General features: G+C 67.5%; 9 protein-coding genes and 3 tRNA genes. 6 read left to right on the top strand and 6 right to left on the bottom strand.

The features are described from left to right. Positions 1 to 17: 17 nt before the first annotated feature. The 3 genes from ACIHCQ_RS37405 to ACIHCQ_RS37415 are packed head-to-tail and all read right to left on the bottom strand — an operon-like array spanning position 18 to position 2,968. Positions 18 to 1,352 (bottom strand): Dyp-type peroxidase, encoded by a 1,335-nt coding sequence (locus ACIHCQ_RS37405; protein WP_399672775.1) that lies wholly within the window; start codon positions 1,350 to 1,352, stop codon positions 18 to 20. Between the two features lie 19 nt (positions 1,353 to 1,371). Further along, complete coding sequence (locus tag ACIHCQ_RS37410; RefSeq protein WP_399672777.1) at positions 1,372 to 2,385, bottom strand: hypothetical protein; 1,014 nt, start codon at positions 2,383 to 2,385, stop codon at positions 1,372 to 1,374. A gap of 49 nt (positions 2,386 to 2,434) precedes the next feature. After that, a complete protein-coding gene (locus tag ACIHCQ_RS37415; protein ID WP_399672779.1) occupies positions 2,435 to 2,968 on the bottom strand; it encodes a hypothetical protein in 534 nt (177 codons plus the stop codon). A 1,889-nt stretch (positions 2,969 to 4,857) separates the two neighbouring features. Between ACIHCQ_RS37415 and ACIHCQ_RS37420 the strand changes: the two genes are divergently transcribed. The 4 genes from ACIHCQ_RS37420 to ACIHCQ_RS37435 all read left to right on the top strand — a co-directional run bounded on the left by ACIHCQ_RS37420 (position 4,858) and on the right by ACIHCQ_RS37435 (position 15,822). Beyond that, entirely contained in the window at positions 4,858 to 5,763 is a 906-nt protein-coding gene (locus ACIHCQ_RS37420; RefSeq protein WP_399672781.1) for a hypothetical protein, read from the top strand. After that, positions 5,763 to 10,460, top strand: a complete 4,698-nt coding sequence (locus tag ACIHCQ_RS37425) for a caspase family protein (RefSeq protein ID WP_399672835.1) — start codon at positions 5,763 to 5,765, stop codon at positions 10,458 to 10,460. The genes ACIHCQ_RS37420 and ACIHCQ_RS37425 overlap by 1 nt, the downstream gene beginning before the upstream one ends. 959 nt (positions 10,461 to 11,419) lie before the next feature. Continuing rightward, complete coding sequence (locus ACIHCQ_RS37430; protein ID WP_399672783.1) at positions 11,420 to 11,746, top strand: CU044_2847 family protein; 327 nt, start codon at positions 11,420 to 11,422, stop codon at positions 11,744 to 11,746. Beyond that, a complete protein-coding gene (locus ACIHCQ_RS37435; RefSeq protein ID WP_399672785.1) occupies positions 11,743 to 15,822 on the top strand; it encodes an AAA family ATPase in 4,080 nt (1,359 codons plus the stop codon). Before ACIHCQ_RS37430 ends, ACIHCQ_RS37435 begins: the two co-directional genes overlap by 4 nt. 896 nt (positions 15,823 to 16,718) lie before the next feature. Here the strand turns inward: ACIHCQ_RS37435 and ACIHCQ_RS37440 are convergent. The 3 genes from ACIHCQ_RS37440 to ACIHCQ_RS37450 form a co-directional block, all read right to left on the bottom strand. Further along, positions 16,719 to 16,795, bottom strand: a tRNA-Ile gene (locus tag ACIHCQ_RS37440). A 213-nt stretch (positions 16,796 to 17,008) separates the two neighbouring features. Then, positions 17,009 to 17,081: transfer RNA gene (locus ACIHCQ_RS37445), tRNA-Asn, on the bottom strand. Between the two features lie 5 nt (positions 17,082 to 17,086). Continuing rightward, positions 17,087 to 17,159: transfer RNA gene (locus ACIHCQ_RS37450), tRNA-Asn, on the bottom strand. Between the two features lie 210 nt (positions 17,160 to 17,369). Here ACIHCQ_RS37450 and ACIHCQ_RS37455 point away from each other — a divergent pair. Next, positions 17,370 to 17,669 carry a YtxH domain-containing protein gene (locus ACIHCQ_RS37455; protein ID WP_399672787.1) on the top strand — a complete coding sequence of 100 codons (300 nt, stop codon included), beginning with the start codon at positions 17,370 to 17,372 and terminating at the stop codon, positions 17,667 to 17,669. A 51-nt stretch (positions 17,670 to 17,720) separates the two neighbouring features. Beyond that, a complete protein-coding gene (locus ACIHCQ_RS37460; RefSeq protein ID WP_399672789.1) occupies positions 17,721 to 19,166 on the top strand; it encodes an FGGY family carbohydrate kinase in 1,446 nt (481 codons plus the stop codon). Positions 19,167 to 19,197 lie beyond the last annotated feature (31 nt).

The following is a 19,197-nucleotide window of genomic DNA, read 5'->3' on the forward strand; positions in this document are numbered from 1 at the left end:
GGCGCGTCGCCGCCCTGTCAGTCCTGGAGGTCGCCGAGCCAGCGCAGGGCGCTCAGGCCCGGCAGGAAGCAGTACTCGCCGCCGCGGGTGGCGACGAAGCGCGGCAGGGGGGCAAGGCGCCGTCGCAGTGGCCGCCGGGGAATGGTGAAGCCGGTGACGCCGTCGTGGGAGCCGGTGACGGGGTCTTTGGTGTTGCCCGCGCCGAAGAAGACGCCGTCGTTCATCCATTGCGACTGGACGAACTCGAACTGCCGCCCGAGGTGGGCTCCGATGAACGCGAACATCAGGCCGCGGCCGGCCCCGTCGTCCTCCAAAAGTCCCTCGGGCAGCGGGGGACCGTAGACGGCGCCGCGTCTGATCATGCGGTGCAGTCGCACCGCTCCCGCCACTGAGGCGTCGCGGGGGTTGGCCCGGCGGATGTGGCAGCCGCCGGGCGTGATGAATCCCGCTGGATCGTCCCGCTCGTACAGGAAGGTGTTGCGGCGGTGCGGGTCCGCGCCGAGAGCGGGATCGTCGTGTTGCGGGCAGAGCGCCAGGGGAGCTCCGCTGCGCCAGCGTCCCATGATCTTGGCCGCGAGCAATTCCTCGTCTTCGGGGCCGGTGGCGTTGTCCCGCAGATAGCGTCGGAACGCGGCGACGTGCTGGTGGAGTTTACGGAAGACCGCGTAGCTGCCATTGCGTCCCAGGACCTCCGGCTGCGGGGTCTGGATGCCGCCGATCTCGTCCCGATAGCCGAGCACGAACTCCCCGGCCTTCAATGGCACCTCCAGTTGGTTCGACCCGGCGATGCCGCTCCCTTCGACGGCCGGATGGCTGACACCGTCGCGGTAGCCGAAATGCTCGGTCTCGGTGGGCAGCGCGTGACAGTCCTGCCGCCAGATCGCGGTCACACCGGAGAGGCGGTCGTACGCGGGGCGGGCCCGATCGAGGGCCGCCTCCAACCGCGCGGTGTCAGGCGCGACCGCCGTGATCACCACATGGACGTCCGACGTGCCCAGCGGCGCTTCCCAGTTCTCCGGGCTGCTCTCGCCGACATCGCTCAGCGCTGTGGCCCGGGCAGCCATCCCCTGGCGGAACTCCCAGGCGAACGACTCCAGCGAGACGCGCGGCACGCCCAGCGCCTTTAGACCGTGACAGGTGAGCGCGACACTGACCCAGGTGTCCCCCAGGGGGCTGACCGAGTCGGCGGCCGAGGTCACCGCGGCGCTCGCGCGTCGCATCAGTTCCCGCCCGTCTGTCCGGTCATCGATGCGGAACACCACGTACGTCGCCGCGTAGGGAGTCGGCCGTGGACTGAGAACCCCGCGTTGAATGTCGTGGAGTTCCAACGCCACGTGTGTAGGGCTGCCCACGGCTCTCCTCCCTGGGGTGCTACTTCGAGACGAGGTTCCGCCAGAAGGTCCTGAGGCTCTCGTCGCCGCCGAACAGCGAACTGAAGATCGTGGAGTCCGCCAGCAGCACATCGCCGGCCCGCTCACCGCTCGGCGGCATCCACAGGAACATGTTGAACTCGGTGTTGCCGGCCTCGGTGAACGGATGCGGCCTGGAGGTGTCGATCGGCTGCCTGGCCAGCACATGGATGACATCCGGCTCGTCGGTGGTCACGGCGTAGTGCGGAAGATGCTGGTGGAAGTTGAAGTTCGTCACCCCTTCCAGCCACCCTTTCGCGTCCAGGTCCCTGACCATGGACAACGGGGCGATCTGGTTCTTCTCCCGCGTTGCGGGCCGCAGTCCGTAGCGGTTCTCGACCGGCACCCCGAGGCCGTGCATAAGGCCCCGGACGTGCGTGGCGAACCGCTGCCGGCGGGGGACCAGGGGATCGCCGTGATGGCGGTACTCCACGTCCCGCACGGCCAGATCGTCCGATGCCCCGACGTCATGGTGAGGCCCCAGGACCGCACAGGCGTCCTCCCGGCCGAGAAAGGCCCGCAGTGCCTCGACCTCCTCGGGCCGGGCCTCCTGCCCGGTGACCATGTGGTCGAGGCCGAACACGAAGAGGGTGTCGGTGTCGGCCAGTACGCGTTCGTCGAGCGGGGTTGGGAAACCGGCCTGGTCGATGCGCTGATACACCGGGACGGGGTGCCCGGTGACCTCCTCGACGAACTGCTGGAACGGCACCCAGGCCCAGAAGAACAATTCCAGCGATCCGGCGATGCCCTGCTGGAACCGCAACGGGTCGGACCACTTCGGGTCCTCGTAGGCGGGCCAGGCCACCCGCCTGACCTCCGTCATCGTGGAGAACCGGTTGTCCAGCTCAGCCGGATTCCTGCCCGCCTCGGCCGGATAGCTCCACGAAACGTAGATGCTCACCCGGCGCCGACCGGGGGTGTACTGGCGCGGGATGTGGTTCTGGTTGTAGGTGCGCGCGGTCCTGACCTCGCTCATCTCATCTCGTCTCCGATCCGCAGTGGGACAAGCGCGCCACAGCCCGCTCTCACTGCAGCTGGTCGAGCATCTCCGACAGGGCACCCTTGATCCGCAGAGCCTTCTTGATCTCATCGGCGGAGACGTACGGGTACTCCCCGTACTCGATGAAGCTCGGGCAGTGGTGTTCGCGCACGAACCTGACGAACGCCTCGGGGTTGGTCCGCCAGTCCTCGGGGAACCCTTCGAGGTTCTCGAAGGCCGTGTTGACACCCGCCTTGCCGAAAAGCGCGATGGCGTCCTCGGTGTACTTGTCGAAATCGGTGTCGAAGATCCCCTGATACATGAAGCGCGTGTCATCGTCGAAGAGCACCCAGCGCAGGTAGTGCAACTTCAGTGGCGCGAGAACATGGGGGTCTTCCTCCAATGCCTTGGCCAGCGTGTAGCCGTACTCGCGCATCGCGTCGGCGCGGCCAGGCTTGACCTTCGCGACGATGGTGAACCCATAACACGCTGGTGTCTTTGGAAAAACGGGGCCGTACTTCCCCTGCTCGAAATGGTCGGTGTCCTTGGGGATGACGGCTGCCTGCGGCTTTATCTCCATGTCCGCTCCTCCCGCCACTTACTGGCCGGGAACACTGCCTCATTGTCCCACGCAGCACATCCATCCGAAAGCCGCAGTGATCGATTCGGTGGGCCGCCACCTGGACACGCAGTCGTTCGAGACGACGCCGGCCGGCTACGAGCAGCTGCTGGCCGGGCTGCGCGCCCAAGGGGGACGTCATCGCGGTCGGGATAGAGGGGACTGGGGCCTATGGCACCGAACTCGCCCGGTTCCTGACCGCCAGCGGGATCACGGTCGTGGAGGTCGACCGCTCGGACCGCAGGGCCGGACGGGCCCACGGCACGCCACCGGCCTCTCCCCGCACCTGCTCCGCCACCGTCGGCGCCGGGTCTTCGGTTCACCTCCACTCGCGCGGAGAATCGGCCGATGCGGTGCTGACCTCACCGCCCGGTTCCCTGCACCAGGGACGAGCACATCGGCTGGGCCGTTTTCTCTTGGGGCCATTCTTCTTGGCACCGCGGGAAGTCATCCGCTCGCGTCTTATCCCGCGGCCTGCGGGCACGACCCTGGATGCCCGTCGCATCGGATTCCTCAATCGGCAGGCAGACAAAAGACCGGCACGCAGTCCCTCACCCACGCCTTCCGAATACCAATGTCCTCACGTTGTCCCCACACCAGGGCAGTATCGACCTGCCACGGCTTGCACCACGTATGCCCCCGACGCATCATCGCAGGTCAGACGCTCATCAACACATGCGTGCAGCCCCGACCACGGACTTGCGAGCAGCGGATTCAGTCCGTTGAGCGAAAGCTGACGCTCCAGCACCTCACGAGGAACATTTCCGCAGGTCAGAACGTTTCTCCTGACCTGCCGTGGTGGGGCGGGTGGGACTCGAACCCACGGCCGACGGATTATGAGTCCTTTGAGGATCTTGGCTGCCCTTGCCGATCAATGCCCATCCATGACGTTTTAGCAGGTCAGATGGGGTAAGCCGTGTCGGTGCTTCTCGGCCCTTGTCAGTCTGTTCCTATCCTTGTGTCCCGACTGCGTCCCGAACGCGCCCAGAATGGACGGCCCCAGGGGGCGCTGGGCCGATCGCGCCAGCTCAGGAAAGGGTCTCGAACCCACCCGCAGCGGATTCCCCTTCCAACCCGCAGAGGCTCCGACCCCGGTACTCGGGGCGGAGCCTCTGCGGCCGTTGTCGCAGGTCGGACGCTTGCGAAAAGGCTCCGGAACGGTGACCTACTACACCAGGACGAGGTGCGTGGCCTTGCTCGATGCAAGGACCATCCCCACGGGTGCAGGGAGCAGTTGCAGGCTCGACGCTTTTCCGCTGTCAGGCGTCGACGGCCGTGCGGGAGGATCATCGCGTCTACCCCACCCCGGAAATCTGTCGGCCATAGCCGTATGTGCAGGTCCCTGTGGACTCACCACGCCCCTCACGGCCGCAGGTCGATGCCACGGTACGCCGCACCACTGACAATCATCGTTTGCAGACCACGATCGGGGGGAAATTGCCAGAACAGCTTGCCCGAACGACGCGAGCGCCGCTGACCAGCCGCAAGGTCATCGTGCAGACCATCGCCGCGACCACCAACCAGTGGACTGCGCGTCCACGCCGAACTCGGCTTCGGCACCTACCGACCGGGATCGGATCGCGACGCGGACGAGTTCACGGACGTTCTGGCCGGCTGGCCGCTCTCCTCTTCGGCCTGGTCGTCACCGCAGAGGACGGTGAGGTCCAAGGCGCAAGCGGCACTCGCGAACAGCCCTAGCTGTCAGTCGTGCGCTAACAGTCACGGTCTCCGTGGCGTTGCGGCCTCCAGTGATACGAAGTGGTCTGTCTGCGGCAAGACTCCAGGAGAACGTTCACAGCACCCTGGAGAAGACACGCACGTAGGCTTGTCCTCCACACTTGGGAGGGGATTTGAGCGAGGTCGTCTTCGTGCATGGAGTGGGCAAGCAGTATCTGAGCGAGGACTCACTGGCCCGGGACGTCGTGCCGGAACTGCTGGGCGGCGTGCGCCTGGCCGGCGGCCTGGTCCCAGCTCTCGACGACGTCGGCGTTGCCTTCTACGGCGACCTCTTCCGTCCTCGCGGCACGCGCCACGGCCATGAGCCGCCGTACGACGCGAGCGATGTCGAGACCGAGGACGAGTTCCGGCTCCTCATGGCCTGGTGGGCCGAAGCGGCCCGGACGGATTCGGCCGTCCCGGACCCGGCGGAGACCGGCACCCGTGGGGCGGGAGGCTGGATGGCCTCGCAGGCCCTGCGGTTGAACGCAGTGCGGGCGGCTCTCGACGCCCTCACCGGCGCAGCGTTCCTGCGGGGAGTTCTCGACCGCGCGCTGATCGGAAACCTTAAGCAGATGACCGGCTACTTCTCGGACGACGGCGTCCGGCGCGAAGCGCGGGCCAGGCTCGCTGCACGCATCACTCCTCAAACGAGGGTCGTCGTGGCGCACTCGCTCGGTTCGGTGGTCGCTTACGAAACGCTCTGCGACGATATGCATCACGGCAGTTGGGACATCCGTATGCTGGTTACCCTCGGCTCTCCCCTGGGCATGCGCGCACTCGTTCTAGACCGCCTCGATCCCAAGCCCGAGGGGCGGCGGGCGGTGTGGCCGAAACGCCTGCGGGCCTGGACCAACATCGCCGATGACACCGACATCGTCTCCGTCGCCCGCGAACTGCGCCCCTTCTACGGAGAAGGAGTGACGGACATAGCCGTGCACAACGGTAGCCACATGCACGACGCCACACGCTATCTGACGGCCGTAGAGACGGGCCGAGCCATCGCGGCGGGGCTGGCACGCGAAACCGAGGCCCGGTGATGCGCTATCTCATCGCGGCGGGCACACGCTATTACCTTGAGGATCCGGAACTTCCCCGGGTGCACGACGACGTCAAGGGGGTGGTGGCACTGTTCGAGTCCATGGGCTATGAGAGGGTCCTAGCCTCTGTTTCCCACGACCCCGAATGCGCCGACTTTGAGAATGCCCTGTCCGACTGGTGCCGGTCTCCCGAGCTCGCCGCCGACGATGTGGTCGTCGTGTACTACGCCGGTCACGGGAGTCGGTCGCCGTCAAGTCAGTACCGGCTCGCCTGCGCGGACACCAGGTCCTCTCGGCCCCGCTCGTGGCTGTCCCTGCCCAACCTCGCCGAGGTCCTCGCCACTTCCTCCGTGCGCAATGTGCTTTTCATAGTCGATTCCTGCCATGCGGCTGCCGCCGGCACCGAGATCAGCACGGTGACCGACACCATCGTGGCGAGCCGGGGACGCAGCGACGCGTTCGGTGCCGGTACCGGGTTGCTGGCCTCCGCCCGCCATCGCGACACGGCGGTCGACGGGGCCTTTGTCACCGAATTGGCGAGGGCGTGCCAGAAAGGTGACGGTCCGTCACAGCGATACCTTGCACCCAGCACGGTTGCCGACCGCGTCAACCGGTCCTTCGTAGCGTCTGGGCTCAGACAGCGGGCGGCCTGTTCCTTCATCGACCAGTCCGAACCTCCGCCCTTCTTCATGAACCCCTCGTTCGATCCGCACGCCGAGATCGCGGTGGACGGACGCATCTGTGCCGACGCCTCGGACCTGTCCTCGCACTTCGAACCACGAGGGCGCGGCGTCGAACACGTGCATGACCCCGGTTCGTACTTCACCGGCCGGGAGCGCGCCCTTCTTGAGGCTCGCGCCCATCTCGCCAAGGAAGGCAACGGGGGCATCCTTGTCGTGACCGCCGACCCGGGCTCGGGGAAGTCCGCCGTGTTGGGGCGGCTGGTCCTGGAGGGTTGCGCCGACGCCTCCGTCAACGCACGCCATCAGACACTGGAGGCGCTGGTCGGGCGGCTCGCGGCTGCGGCGGACGTGCGGGCTGCCGCTCCGGGGGCACTCTTCTCGGCGCTGGCCGACCGTCAGCGGCCGTTCCGTGTCGTCGTTGACTCGCTCGACGAGGCGGGCGCGGGCGGTGACAAGGCGGAGGCCCGGCGCATCGCCTGGGAACTGCTGAGGCCACTCGCCGGGGTGATGTGTGTTCGGCTCGTGGTCGGTTCACGTCGGGAGCTGCTGCCCCATACCGGAGACCGTGTTCCGGTCATCGACCTCGACGACAGCGCGTACGCCGACGACACGGACACGGCCGAGTACGTCGTGAAGATCATCTCCGATACGGGTGCTCCGTACGAGCACAGCTCCGACATCGCCCATCGGGTCGCGGCTGAGGTCGCCCGCCGGGCTAGACGTTGCTTCCTGGTCGCCCGGATGACCGCGAGCGCACTGCTGCGCGGCCCAGCCATCGACACGAGCGTGCCGGGCTGGACGGAGCAGCTTCCCTCCGACGTCGGCGGAGCCTTTGAGGCGTATCTCCAGCGACTGTCGCCTGAGCGGTACGCCTCGACGACGGCCCTGCTCACTGCCCTCGCCTTTGGAGAAGGCAACGGTCTCCCGCGCAAGATCTGGATCCAGGCTGCCACCCGCCTGTCCGGTATCGCCCTTACGGAAGCGCACATCGATGTGCTGCTGAAGGAGGATGGTTCCTACCTGTCCCAAGCCTCGGTGGACGGGACGAAGTACTTCCGTCTTTACCACCAGGAACTGACGGACCACATCAAGAACCGGGTGCTCAAATACCGGGATCTCTCAGACGTCCAGGAGTGTTTCGTCGACACGTTGCTGGGCCTTGTCCCGGATCAAGATTGGTCTCGTGCCCATCCCTACGTACGAATCCACCTGGCGACCCACGCAGCTGGATCAGGCGCCCTGGACGATCTCATCGAGGATGCTTCGTTCATCATCAGCGCCGAGCCTTCGACGCTGCTCCCGGCGGTGCGGCATGCACTGCGCCACCCCCCGCTGTCCATGGCCGTCGAACGCTACACCTACCTCCTCCTGGACCTGGATCCCGCTGCTGTCGACCGGGCCGCCCTGTTGGCCTTCGTGGCGGAGACGTACGGGGAGCACGGATTCGCCCGCCGAGCCGAGCGGATGTCGAGTTCCCTGGAGCGGATATGCGTGGAGACGCGTGGGATCACCCCGCACCGGGTGGTCGGACGGCACGACGGCGACGCGTACGCGGTCAGATCGAGGAATCCGAACTGGCTGATCGAAGACGTACGCCTCCCTGACGGCAGCCGAGCCGTGCTGGCGGCCCCACCCTGGACATCCCATGTGCATGTCTGGCTGCTCGACAACCCGTCCCAGTCCACCCTCCTGCCGCACCCGGCAGACGTCGTGGGACTCGCACTGATGGCCGACCGGACGGGCCGCACGGAGGCCATCACCCTCGACGCCGAGGGTACGCTGCGGATGTGGGACGTGGCGGACCAGACACTCTCCCGGACCGTCCCCGGCACCGGTTACACTTTTCTCTTCGGCGCCGGTCTCCTCTCCGACGGAACTCCCGTGCTCGTGTGCGGCAACTCAGAGCGCGTGGCTGCCTTGTCGCTACTCACTCTGGAGCCACTGGTCGAGGTGGACTGCCCTACGCTCCGGGAGCACCGCTGGAGCGACGACGCAGGAGCCTCCTCCTGTCTTAGCCATGACGAGGCCGGACACGTCCACCTGCTCGTCTGTGACGGCGTGCGGGGGCGAGTCACGCTGCACCCCCTCGAAGGGCAGGACGGTGTGGTCGTTGTGCTGGACGGCCTGACCAAACCCGCACTGGCGGACCACATCCGTGGAGCGCGCGGAACCCTCGCCGCGATCTGCGAGCCGCGCACCAGGATGACCCTGCTCGATACGGGTTCGATGAAGACCGTGGCCGTGCCGTTCAACGGATTTTCCTGGCAGAGAAGGGGCTTCGCGCACGGCAGCGCCGCAGATCCCGTGCTCGTGGCTCAGGACAAGGACGACCTGCTCGTCGTACGCTTCGACGCCCCGCCACGGCGTATCACCGCCAATGGCAAGAAGATCGGATATGCCGACCTGATGGTGCCGTTACTGCACGGTGAGCAGCTCTACGCGGTTGCTGTCGGCTTCGGTATGGATCTGGCGGTAGTGGACTGCACCACCGGGGACGCTGTCGGCTCACCGCTCCTCGGGCATGAAGGCGCCGTATGCGCCGTGCATGCGCTCTCCGCGGCGGGAGCCGACGGTCCAGACATCATGGCCATCGGCAACGACGGAACCGCCAGACTCTGGCCGTGGGGCGTCCACGAAGAGCAACTGGCAGGCATTCGGCACTCCGGCAGCGACCTTGAGTTTTCCGCACCGGAAATCGAGCTGTTGATCCCGTGGTCCCGGGATCCGGCTGCGGTCATGGCCGTGTCCGGTGGCCTCATCCGACGTGTGGAACCGGATCTCTCCGACACCGCGGCGAACGGCATGGGCAACTGCCTCGTCCACGGGGTGCTCCTCGGGGGCTCCCCCATGGAAGACGAAGAAGAGCACTTGGTCGAGGATCTCGACGGTACGCTCAACGTGCTTTCCTGGGAGTACACGGGACATGTTGAACCCAAAGTCCTCTCGGACCGCGCGAGATGGCCGTCTTCCGTACCGGTGTCCTTCTGCATCTGGCACCGCCTGCGACCGGACGTCAGCCACGAGAACTCCTCCCTCACCTGGCTCCACGGTGACAGCGACCGGATGCGCGGGCAGCTCCTGCCACCGACCCGCTCGCACCCCTGGACCCGTTTCGCCGGATTCGATGCGGTGTGCGGCCGCGTCAGGCTGCTGAACTCTCCCGAGGACACCGGCGACTGGGTGGACCTTCCCTGGACCGTTGACCCCAGCGATGACTTCGTCTGCGCAACGGCTTTCACCACTCTCTCCGGAGACACGGTGCTGATGACGGGTGCCAGACCGATCCGAGGATGGGAAAGCAGCGTCGGCGGGCGCACTTCTCCCTCATGGGACATGCCGACACCCCGCGACGAAGCCGCAACGATCGGCCGAGTGTGGGACGTCTCCACGGGAGCCCCACATCCGAGCGACGGATTAGAGCTCGCCCACGACCTCTGGCTTCTGGTCCCCCACCACGGCGACACCGGAACCCATTGGGTGGCGCAGCGAGGACGCGACGGCGCGACCTCAGCGATCGACCTCTTGACATACCGCCAGTACGCGGTCAGCCCCGCGTGTCGTTCCATGAACCGACGCGGTGGGACCTACGACTCCCTCGTCGCAGGGCGTGCCTATGTCCCCCGGTGGGCCAAGCTGCGGGACGGTACGCCCGTCCTGCTCTGCCTCGCCCCCGACACGTACGACGCTTCACATCTCGCTCCCGTTGCCGTCTGGGACGCCACGGCCCCGGACAGCCCACGCCGTCTGCCCTTGCTGGCCTCCCACATCCTGTGGACGGGATCTGCGCCCAGCGGTGAGGCGCTAGTGGCGGTGAGCGACGAGCACGGCGTGGCCTTGTGTCATCTGCCCAGCTGCGAGAAGGTATGGTCCACTCCGTTACCCGCCCTTGTCACCTCAATCACCGCCCTTCCCGAGAGCCCATACCTCGACCTCGCGGTCGGCACCCAGCAGGGAGTCGTGTTCCTGCGCCCCCAGTTGTCCACTGTCTGGCGCGAACGCCTCGGAGTCGGCTGACCGGGGCGTCGAGATCCCGCAGGAGCAGTCTTCAGGTTCGGGCCGTTTCCTGACGTCCCCTGGCATCGCCAGCTCGGTAAGGCCTGACACCGCCAGAGCTCTCGAAGACACCTTCCCGCGAGGGCCGAATACCGCCGTCCTCGTACGCCGCGCGGATCAGACACTTGATCCAGGCAACAGCGCAGTTCACCAGCTTCCCGCTCGGACAGGGGCCCGCAGCGGGGAGGCAGTTGACGCAGAAGGGCAGGGATGGGTGACGATGAAGGGCCAGGCACGGTCTTATAGATCGTCTCCGGCCAGCGGGAAGCCCCAGCGGTCGTCCAGGAGCACGCCAGGACCGCTCCGTCATCACTCCCCGGCAACGTCGTCGCACTACGTCGAGCCTGAACGGGTTCGACCATCCAAGACGACGCGCATCAACCATGCAGCCCTTCATAGGGGCCGCTGTCGCCCGAAGGGCCGCGGGACAGGGCTCTGACCATCCACCTAACAAAGCCTCCCGGCAGCGGCTTTTGGGCAGGTCCGCTGTTCGGCCAGGAATGAATGCGGCCATGGCGGCGCGGCCCCGCTGCTCCAACCCGCAGGCATCGGCGAGGTCGGCCGCCACTGCGGACCGCCACTGTTCGTCGGTGATCTCCCCGGTGAAGGCGGGGTGAACGCGAGCCAGCGCGAAGGCCGCGGCTGCCAGCGCACCGGCGGACAGTCCGTGGGCGCGCTCGATCTCGTGGCCAGCGGGCCAGTGCCGCCAATACGCCGGCGACGTCGCAGAGCACGGCGGCGTACGACAGGGATACCCCCTGAGGGCCGTTTTCTGTTGGGGCCGTTTCCTCCTCAACGTTGAAGTGCGCCTGATCAGGAGCCCAAGCTCGACGGCGGGCTGACCGCCTCCCACGATTCGCCCAGCGTCAGCCCGAAGGGCACAATGTCAGTCAACCAAGCGGCAAACAGGGGGAGTCAGCATGTCAACGCGGCAGGTCTCGTACGCACTTGACGATGAGACCGTTGTGCGATTCGAGATCGAGGAAACGGACACCTTCCGACCGGTGGGGGCGGAGGAGGTGGTGGGCAGGGTCCGCGAAGCCGTGCGGCCTGCAGTGGAGGCCGCACGCGCTGTCCTGGACCAAGTGCGGGAGATGCGCCCCGCCGAGGTGGAGGTCAAGTTCGGTGTGAAGGCGACCGGAACAGCGCAGTGGTTGGTGGCCAAAGCCGCCACCGAGGCTAACTTCGAGATCACCCTGGTCTGGCGACCGGGCGAGACTTCGAACGCGGCCCCCGGCAGCCCGTGAACGCGTCCCTGGTCATCGGTCCGCGCCCGGGCAACGACCCTTGGGTCGCGGCGGTGCACGCCGACGAGTATGACAACCGTCCCTTGGGATCCGGGTTCCTCATCGACAGCCGACGCGTAATGACCTGTGCCCATGTCGCCTGTCCCTCATGGGACAAGGGCACCGCTCTGTGGGTGGCCTTTCCCAAGTCCGACCAACTCATGGACCGGCGGCTGCCGGTAAGCGAGGTGATCGCCCCGAGCCCGGAAAGCAGGCGGCACACACAGGACGTCGCGATCCTGGTGCTCGCAGACAGCGTTCCCGGCGAGTCGGCGGCACCTTTGCGCCGTCCCACCGCTGGAGACCTCGTGGGCGAGCCCTGGTGGTCCTTCGGTTTCCCCGACGACGTCTTCGGCAGTTCCTCCGACGGGGAGGTGGGAGAGAAGCTGGCTCACGGCTGGATCCGGCTGGACACCGCCTCGCGGTATTTGGTGCGCCCCGGCTACAGCGGCGCCGCCCTGTGGTCGCCCACCTATCAGGCGGTGGTCGGAATGGTGGGCCAGGCGAACAGCCGCGGCGACGCCCTTGCGCTGACGCTGTTCCGGGCCGACAAGTGCCTTCCTGACGAGAAGTTGTCCACTCTGGCGGAGTGGTCGGCTCAAGACGCAGGTGAAAGCGCACTCGCCGCCTGGGGCTGGACTCTGAAGGACGACCCCGAGGCCGGGCGGCACTGGAAGCCGCGGGCGCGGGGCGTCAGCACTGACGCGGAGCGGGGTTTCCGGTTTCGCGGTCGCACCGCGGCCCTGACCAAGATCGTCGAGTGGATCACCGTCGATGAGGCGCCCAGGCATGTACTGGTTGTCACAGGATCCCCCGGGGTGGGAAAGTCGGCCGTGCTCGGGCGGGTCGTGACGTCCGCCGACACCGCCATCGCTGCGACTCTGCCCCAGGCGGACGACGCCGTACGCGCCCCTCTCGGCTCGGTGTCCTGCGCCGTCCATGCCAAGGGCAAGATCGCGCTCGAAGTCGCCCATGAGATTGCCCGCGCCGCATCTGCGGCGATTCCGCAAGCTGTGAGCGATCTCGCTCCCAGCCTGCGTGCGGCGCTCACCGATGCCTCAGGGGCACCCTTCACCATCGTCATCGACGCGCTCGACGAGGCCACCAGCGCCAAGCAGGCTCGGATTATCGCCCGCCAGATCGCCGTTCCCCTCGCCGAAACATGCGCGGACCTGCACGTACGCGTCATGGTCGGCAGCAGGCGCCGAGACGATGAAGGAGACCTGCTCGCCGCCTTCGGTGATGCCGCACGCGTGATCGACCTGGACAACCCCGCGTACTTCGAGGAAGCCGATCTCGCGGCCTACGCGCAGGCAACACTGCAACTGCTTGGCGATGAGAGAACAGGCAACCCCTACACCGACGACCGCGTGGCCCGCCCCGTCGCCGCCCGTATCGCCCGGTTGGCCGATGGCAACTTCCTGGTGGCAGGACTGACCTCACGTACCCGCGGATTGCGTGACACGGTCGCGGTGGCCCCGGCGGACATCTCGTTCAACCCCACGGTCGCCGCGGCGCTGCACGAATACCTGGCACGGCTGCCCTCGATCGACGGCATTGCTGCGGAAACGGTGCTCACTGCGCTCGCCTACGCCGAAGCCCCGGGACTACCGCTCTCCCTCTGGGGCGTTGCCATCACGGCGCTGCACGGCACCTGCCCGACGGAGAACCATCTGCGCGCGTTCGCGCGTTCCGCGGCGGCCAACTTCCTGATCGAGACTGGTGTCAACGACCAGAACGCCGGGGTCTTCCGCCTCTTCCACCAGGCACTCGACGACGCCCTCCAGCAGTCCCGCGTCGAAGACGGAGCCACGGAGGACGACGAGCGGGCCCTCACTCGCGCCTTCATCGCCCACGGACAGACCTGCGGCTGGGACAACGCACCTGCGTACCTCCTGCGTTCGCTGCCGCGGCACGCGCCAGGTGGCCGGGCCGTGGACGACCTGCTCGCCGACATGACGTACCCCCTCCACGCCGACCTGCGCCGGCTGATCCCCGTCGTGGGGCCGGCGCGAACACCCGAGGCGCGAGAGCATGCGCTGATTCTGCGTCAGACGCCCCTGGCGATCGACGCGGGGCCTGCGGAGCGTGCGGCGCTGTTCAGCGTCACCGAAGCCCAGGAAGGGATCGGCCGTACCTACCGGGAGTACGCGGCCGACAGCCCCTACCGGGCCGCGTGGGCGCTGGTCACTCGGCAGGCCGAGGAAGCGGTCCTCGAGGGGCACACGGAAGAGGTCCGTGCCGTGTGCGGCCTCGTCGTCAAGGGACGTTCCGTGCTCGCCAGCGCAGCCGAGGACGGCACTCTTCGTCTGTGGGATCCGCTTCTGGCCCGGGTGACACGAGTCCTGCAGCCCCGATTCGGCCGGATCAGGGCGCTGTGGAACTGCACGATCGACGATCACCCGCACCTGGCCCTCGGCACCGGAGACGTAGTGCGCTTATGGGATCCGGCGACAGAGACCAGTACCGGGCAACTCCTTGCTCTGAAGGGACATGGCAGCACTGTGTACGACCTCTGCCAACTTCAGGCCGGGGGCAGGGATTATCTGGCCACCGCCAGTGCAGACAAGACCGTACGTCTCTGGGATCCCACCACTGGAGATTGCGTGCGGGTGATCACGGGACACACCGACTGGGTCAACGCCGTGTGCAGCATCCCGTCGCCCCACGGTGACCTACTCGCCTCGGCAGGCCTCGACGCAACCGTGTACCTCTGGAATCCGCTCTCGAGTGAGACGCCGCTGCGTGTGCTGACCGGGCACAAAGACGCGATCAACGCCATGTGCGCGATCGAGGTCGGCGGTCACGTGCTGCTGGCCACCGGCGGCTCGGATGCAACCGTACGGCTATGGGACCCCGTGACAGGGGAAGCCGTGCGGACCCTCAGTCGCCGTGCGGAGCCGGTGCTCAGGCTGTGCCCGCTGGAGGTGGAAGGCCAGTCACTGCTCGCATGGACGACAGGCGATGCCATACAGCTGTGGGATGCCGCTTCTGACGACACCGTCGTCACCCTGCGTGGGCACAGCGACGATATCGGGGCGCTGTGCACGCTCCCCGTTCACGAACGTACGTTCCTCGCGAGCGGTGGCCTCGACCACACCGTGCGTCTCTGGGACCCGGCAAGGGTGCAGGTCAAGGAAGCCCATGCCGTTCACGCGGTGTGCGCGGTCTCCGTGGACGGACACACGGTCCTGGTGACTGGTGGCGATGACGGAGTGCAAGTGCGAGACATTGCCACAGGCCAAACCGAGCGGTCTCTGGTGGGCCCTAGCGACTGCGTGCGCGCCTTGTGTCCACTGGTCGTCGACGGCCGCGTCCTCGTGGCCGCTGCCGACGATGACCACTCCGTCGTTCTGTGGGACCTGGGATCAGCGGATGTGTTCGGAGAGTACCGGGGACACGCGGCTGCTGTTCACGCCATCTGCTCTCTGACGGTAGACGGACGCACGCTCCTAGCCAGCGCCAGCGCCGACTGCACCGTGCGCGTGTGGGATCCCGAAACGGCAGAGACCGTCCACACCCTGTGGCATCCCTACGGCGTGTACGCGGTGTGCGCCGTCGATGTCGACGGAGTGCAACTGCTGGCTTCTGCCAGCGGTGGGCCGGACGGCCGGGTTTACCTGTGGGATCCCACAACTGGCGAACGCATCGGACACCAGTGGCGCGCCTCGACGGCGGTTCTCGCCATGTGCTCCTTGCGCATCGGCAAGCAATCGGTCATCGCCGCCGCGACAATTGACGGCGAGACATGGCTCTGGGATGCCGCCACTGGGCAGTGTGTCCACGACCCTGAGGAGCCCGGCCTGCGCCATACCAGCGCGATCAACGCCCTCTGTGCCGTCGAACACGCTGGTCGTACGCTCCTGGTCACTGCGAGCAGCGACAGGACGGTGTGCCTGTGGGACCCGGCTACCGCAACGCGGATCATGGAGACCCCCGTCCGCCACGTGGCCCTGGCGGTGGCCTGGTTCGAGGGACTACTTGCCGTAGGACTCGACCGAGGGCTGCAGGCCCTCAGCTTCAAACTGCCGTCTTGACCCGGGCGGGGTTCCCGATCACTCGGCTGAGTCTTCTGGAAACCAAAAGGTCGCGGCCCGGAGGATCAAGGGACAGGACACGTACCAAAGCGCCGATCCCTGACTTTGACAGCGCACCGCCAGAGCGGCAGGGCCCTGGCTCTCGGGAATCGCCGCTCCAGCTACTCAAACGTAGGTCTCATCACCAAAGGCAGCAACGATCTTCAATTTGCCACCGAGGGCCTTCACGTAGGCACCAAGGGTGTCGACCTCGCTGCGTTCCAACCGCCCCCTCTCGATCCGCGAAACCCGAGCTTGAGCGACCCCATGGCTTTGGCGACCACCTGGGTGGTGTGCTGCCGCTTACGCGGCTCAGCCAGTCGGTGCACCCGAGAGGTGGTGATCATCACCTGTGCGCCCTGCATGATCCGGTCCTTCTCGGTGAAGGCGAACTCCTCGCTCAGGGCCTCCCAGGAGACGGCCTGCGGGTCCGAAGCCCCGTGACGCAACTCATTGAGAAGCCTCCGGGCCGTTTTCAGTACGGGCCGTTAAACCGTCGCTCCGACCTACCTCAGCAGCGGCTCCGTGATCAGGGGAGCCCAGGGCCAGCCTCCTGCCACCCCACCGCTCCGATTCCCCCCTGCCCCTGGCCGGCGTCGACGACATGGCAGCGGAGCAACTGCTTCCGTTTCCCTGCGTCCTGCGAGCGTCCCGAATTCGACGTCCAGCCCCTCACACTGGTCATATTCGGTGACTTCCCGGACCGTGACGCCAACGCATCTCTGCAGGTCAGGCCAGCTCGAACTGTTGCCGACGGCAACGCTGCTGAACCCACGAGCAGCGGATTCACTCCGCTGAGCCGAAGTTGCGGCTCCAGCAACTCCAGAGAAACGTTTCCGCAGGTCAGGGCATGTTTCTGGTGGGGCGGGTGGGACTCGAACCCACGGCCGACGGATTATGAGTCCGCTGCTCTAACCGGCTGAGCTACCGCCCCTAACGGCGCGTCGCGCACATATGTGCGCGCCGTCTGCCGCAGCATAGCCGCTCATACGATCTCCTGCCTCGGCTGTCCGCAAGGCACAGCCTCAAGGCCGTACTGCCCCCTGCCCAGATCCCGGATGTGATCCAGAACTCGCCCAGGACACCGTCCAGGGCACCGCCCAGGGCATACGAAAAAGGACCCCTAAGGGTCCTTCTCCGGCTTCTGCTCCCCCGACTGGACTCGAACCAGTAACCCTCCGGTTAACAGCCGAATGCTCTGCCAATTGAGCTACAGGGGACCGCGCTCCCCCGACTGGACTCGAACCAGTAACCTGCCGGTTAACAGCCGGCTGCTCTGCCAATTGAGCTACAGGGGATTGCTGCGTGTGCACCGGACCTGCCTGACCCGGGGGCGTCCCGGGGGGCGTGCGCCCGCTGCGACACATACATTAGCGCAAGCAGGGGGGTGCTCGGCCAATCGGTATGGCCGGGGTGATCTCGGCCCGCTCCGGGTAGGCGGCTCACACGGGCAGCGGCACGGCGCAGGAACACCGACGTAAGGGACGTAAGGGAGAAGGGTGGCAGCCATGCGGTACAAGCTGACGTTCATCGTCGGACTGGCCATCGGCTACGTGATCGGCACACGCGCCGGCCGTGAGCGCTACGAACAGCTCAGGAAGTCCGCGCGCCAGATCTCCCAGAATCCCGCCGTCCGCAACGCCGCCGAGTCCGCCGCCCAGAGCGGGCGGGAAGTCGCGGGCAAGGCCTTCCATGCCGTCAGCGACAAGGTCGGGGACCGGATGCCCGACTCCGTCGCCGAGCGGGTGCGGTCCCTGCGGGAGCGCAGCTCCGGCGGCGAGGACGACTGGGGCACGAGCAACACGTGACCGCAGCGGTCCCGCGGGTGCGGCAGAATCTTCAGGCATGGGGATACAGGCATGGGGATAGTGGCCGGCTTGGACAGTTCGTCCGCGTTCACACGCATCGTGGTCTGTGACGCGGATACGGGCGCTGTGCTGCGCCAGGGGTACGCGCCGCACCCCGTCGACCCGAAAGCCACCGAGATCGACCCGCAGGCCTGGCTGCTCTCGCTCGGTGAGGCCGCGACCGGAGGGCTGCTCGAAGGCGTACAGGCCATCGGGGTGTCCGCGCAGCAGCACGGGCTCGTGGCGATGGACGGGCAGGGCAATCTCGTACGGCCCGCTCTGCTCGGCAATGACAAGCGGGCGCAGGCCGCCGCCGCCGATCTGATCGACGGGCTCGGCGGGCGGCAGGCCTGGGCCGAGGCCGTCGGGTCGGTGCCGCAGTCAGCCCAGCCGGTGGCGAAGCTCCGCTGGATGGCACGGGCCGAGCCCGAGCTCGCGCAGCGCGTCGCCCTGCTGATGCAGCCGCACGACTGGCTGGTGTGGCAGCTGCTCGGCCGCCCCGCCCGCCGGACCACCGACCGCGGCGGCGCCTCCGGCACCGGCTACTGGTCGGCGGGCAGCGGCTCTTACCGGCCCGATCTGGTGGAGCTGGCGCTGGGGCACCAGTGCGCGCTGCCCGAGGTGCTCGGCCCGTCCGAGGCGGCGGGGACGACGCCCGAGGGGCTGCTGATCTCCGCCGGGACCGGCGAGACCATGGCCGCGGCGTTCGGGCTCGGCGTCGGCGTCGGCGACGCCGTCGTGTCGCTGGGGGCCTCCGGCTCGGTGATGACCGTGCACCATGAGGTGCTGGCCGATCCGACCGGGATGATTACGTCGTTCGCCGACGCCACCGGCATGCATCTGCCGGTCGTGCACACCCTCAACGCCGTACGGGCGCTGCGCGGCACCGCCGAGCTGCTGGGTCTGGAGGACCTCGGCGCGCTCTCCGCGCTGGCGATGAAGTCGACCCCCGGGGCCTCCGGCCTGGTGCTCCTGCCGTATCTGGAGGGCGAGCGGACCCCGCAGCTCCCCCACACCGCGGGAACGCTGAGCGGGCTGCGGCGCGAGTCCATGAAGGCCGAGCATCTGGCGCGGGCGGCCTTCGAGGGCATGCTCTGCTCGCTCGCGGACGCGATGGACGTGCTGCGCGGGCGCGGCGTCGAGGTACGCAGGGTCTTTCTGCTGGGTGCGACGGCCGAGCTGCCCGCCGTGCAGGCAGCGGCGCCAGGGATCTTCGGGGCGCAGGTCGTCGTACCGGAGCCCGCCGATTACGCGGCGCTGGGCGCGGCCAGGCAGGCCGCGTGGGCGCTGGGTGCCAGGCAGGGGACCCTCTCCCCCGCCGCCCCGCCCGCGTGGCAGGGCGCGGCGGCGCAGGTCTTCGAGCCCGGCGAGGACACGGCGGTGGGGCAGGCGGTGCGCCAGCAGTACGGCGCGACGCGGGACCATATCCACCCGGGAGCGTTCGGCCCCCAGTCGTAGATCCGCCGTAGACCGCCGTAAATCCACCTTG

The sequence above is a fragment of the Streptomyces sp. NPDC052236 genome (genome assembly GCF_044548015.1).
Classification (GTDB): Bacteria; Actinomycetota; Actinomycetes; order Streptomycetales; family Streptomycetaceae; genus Streptomyces.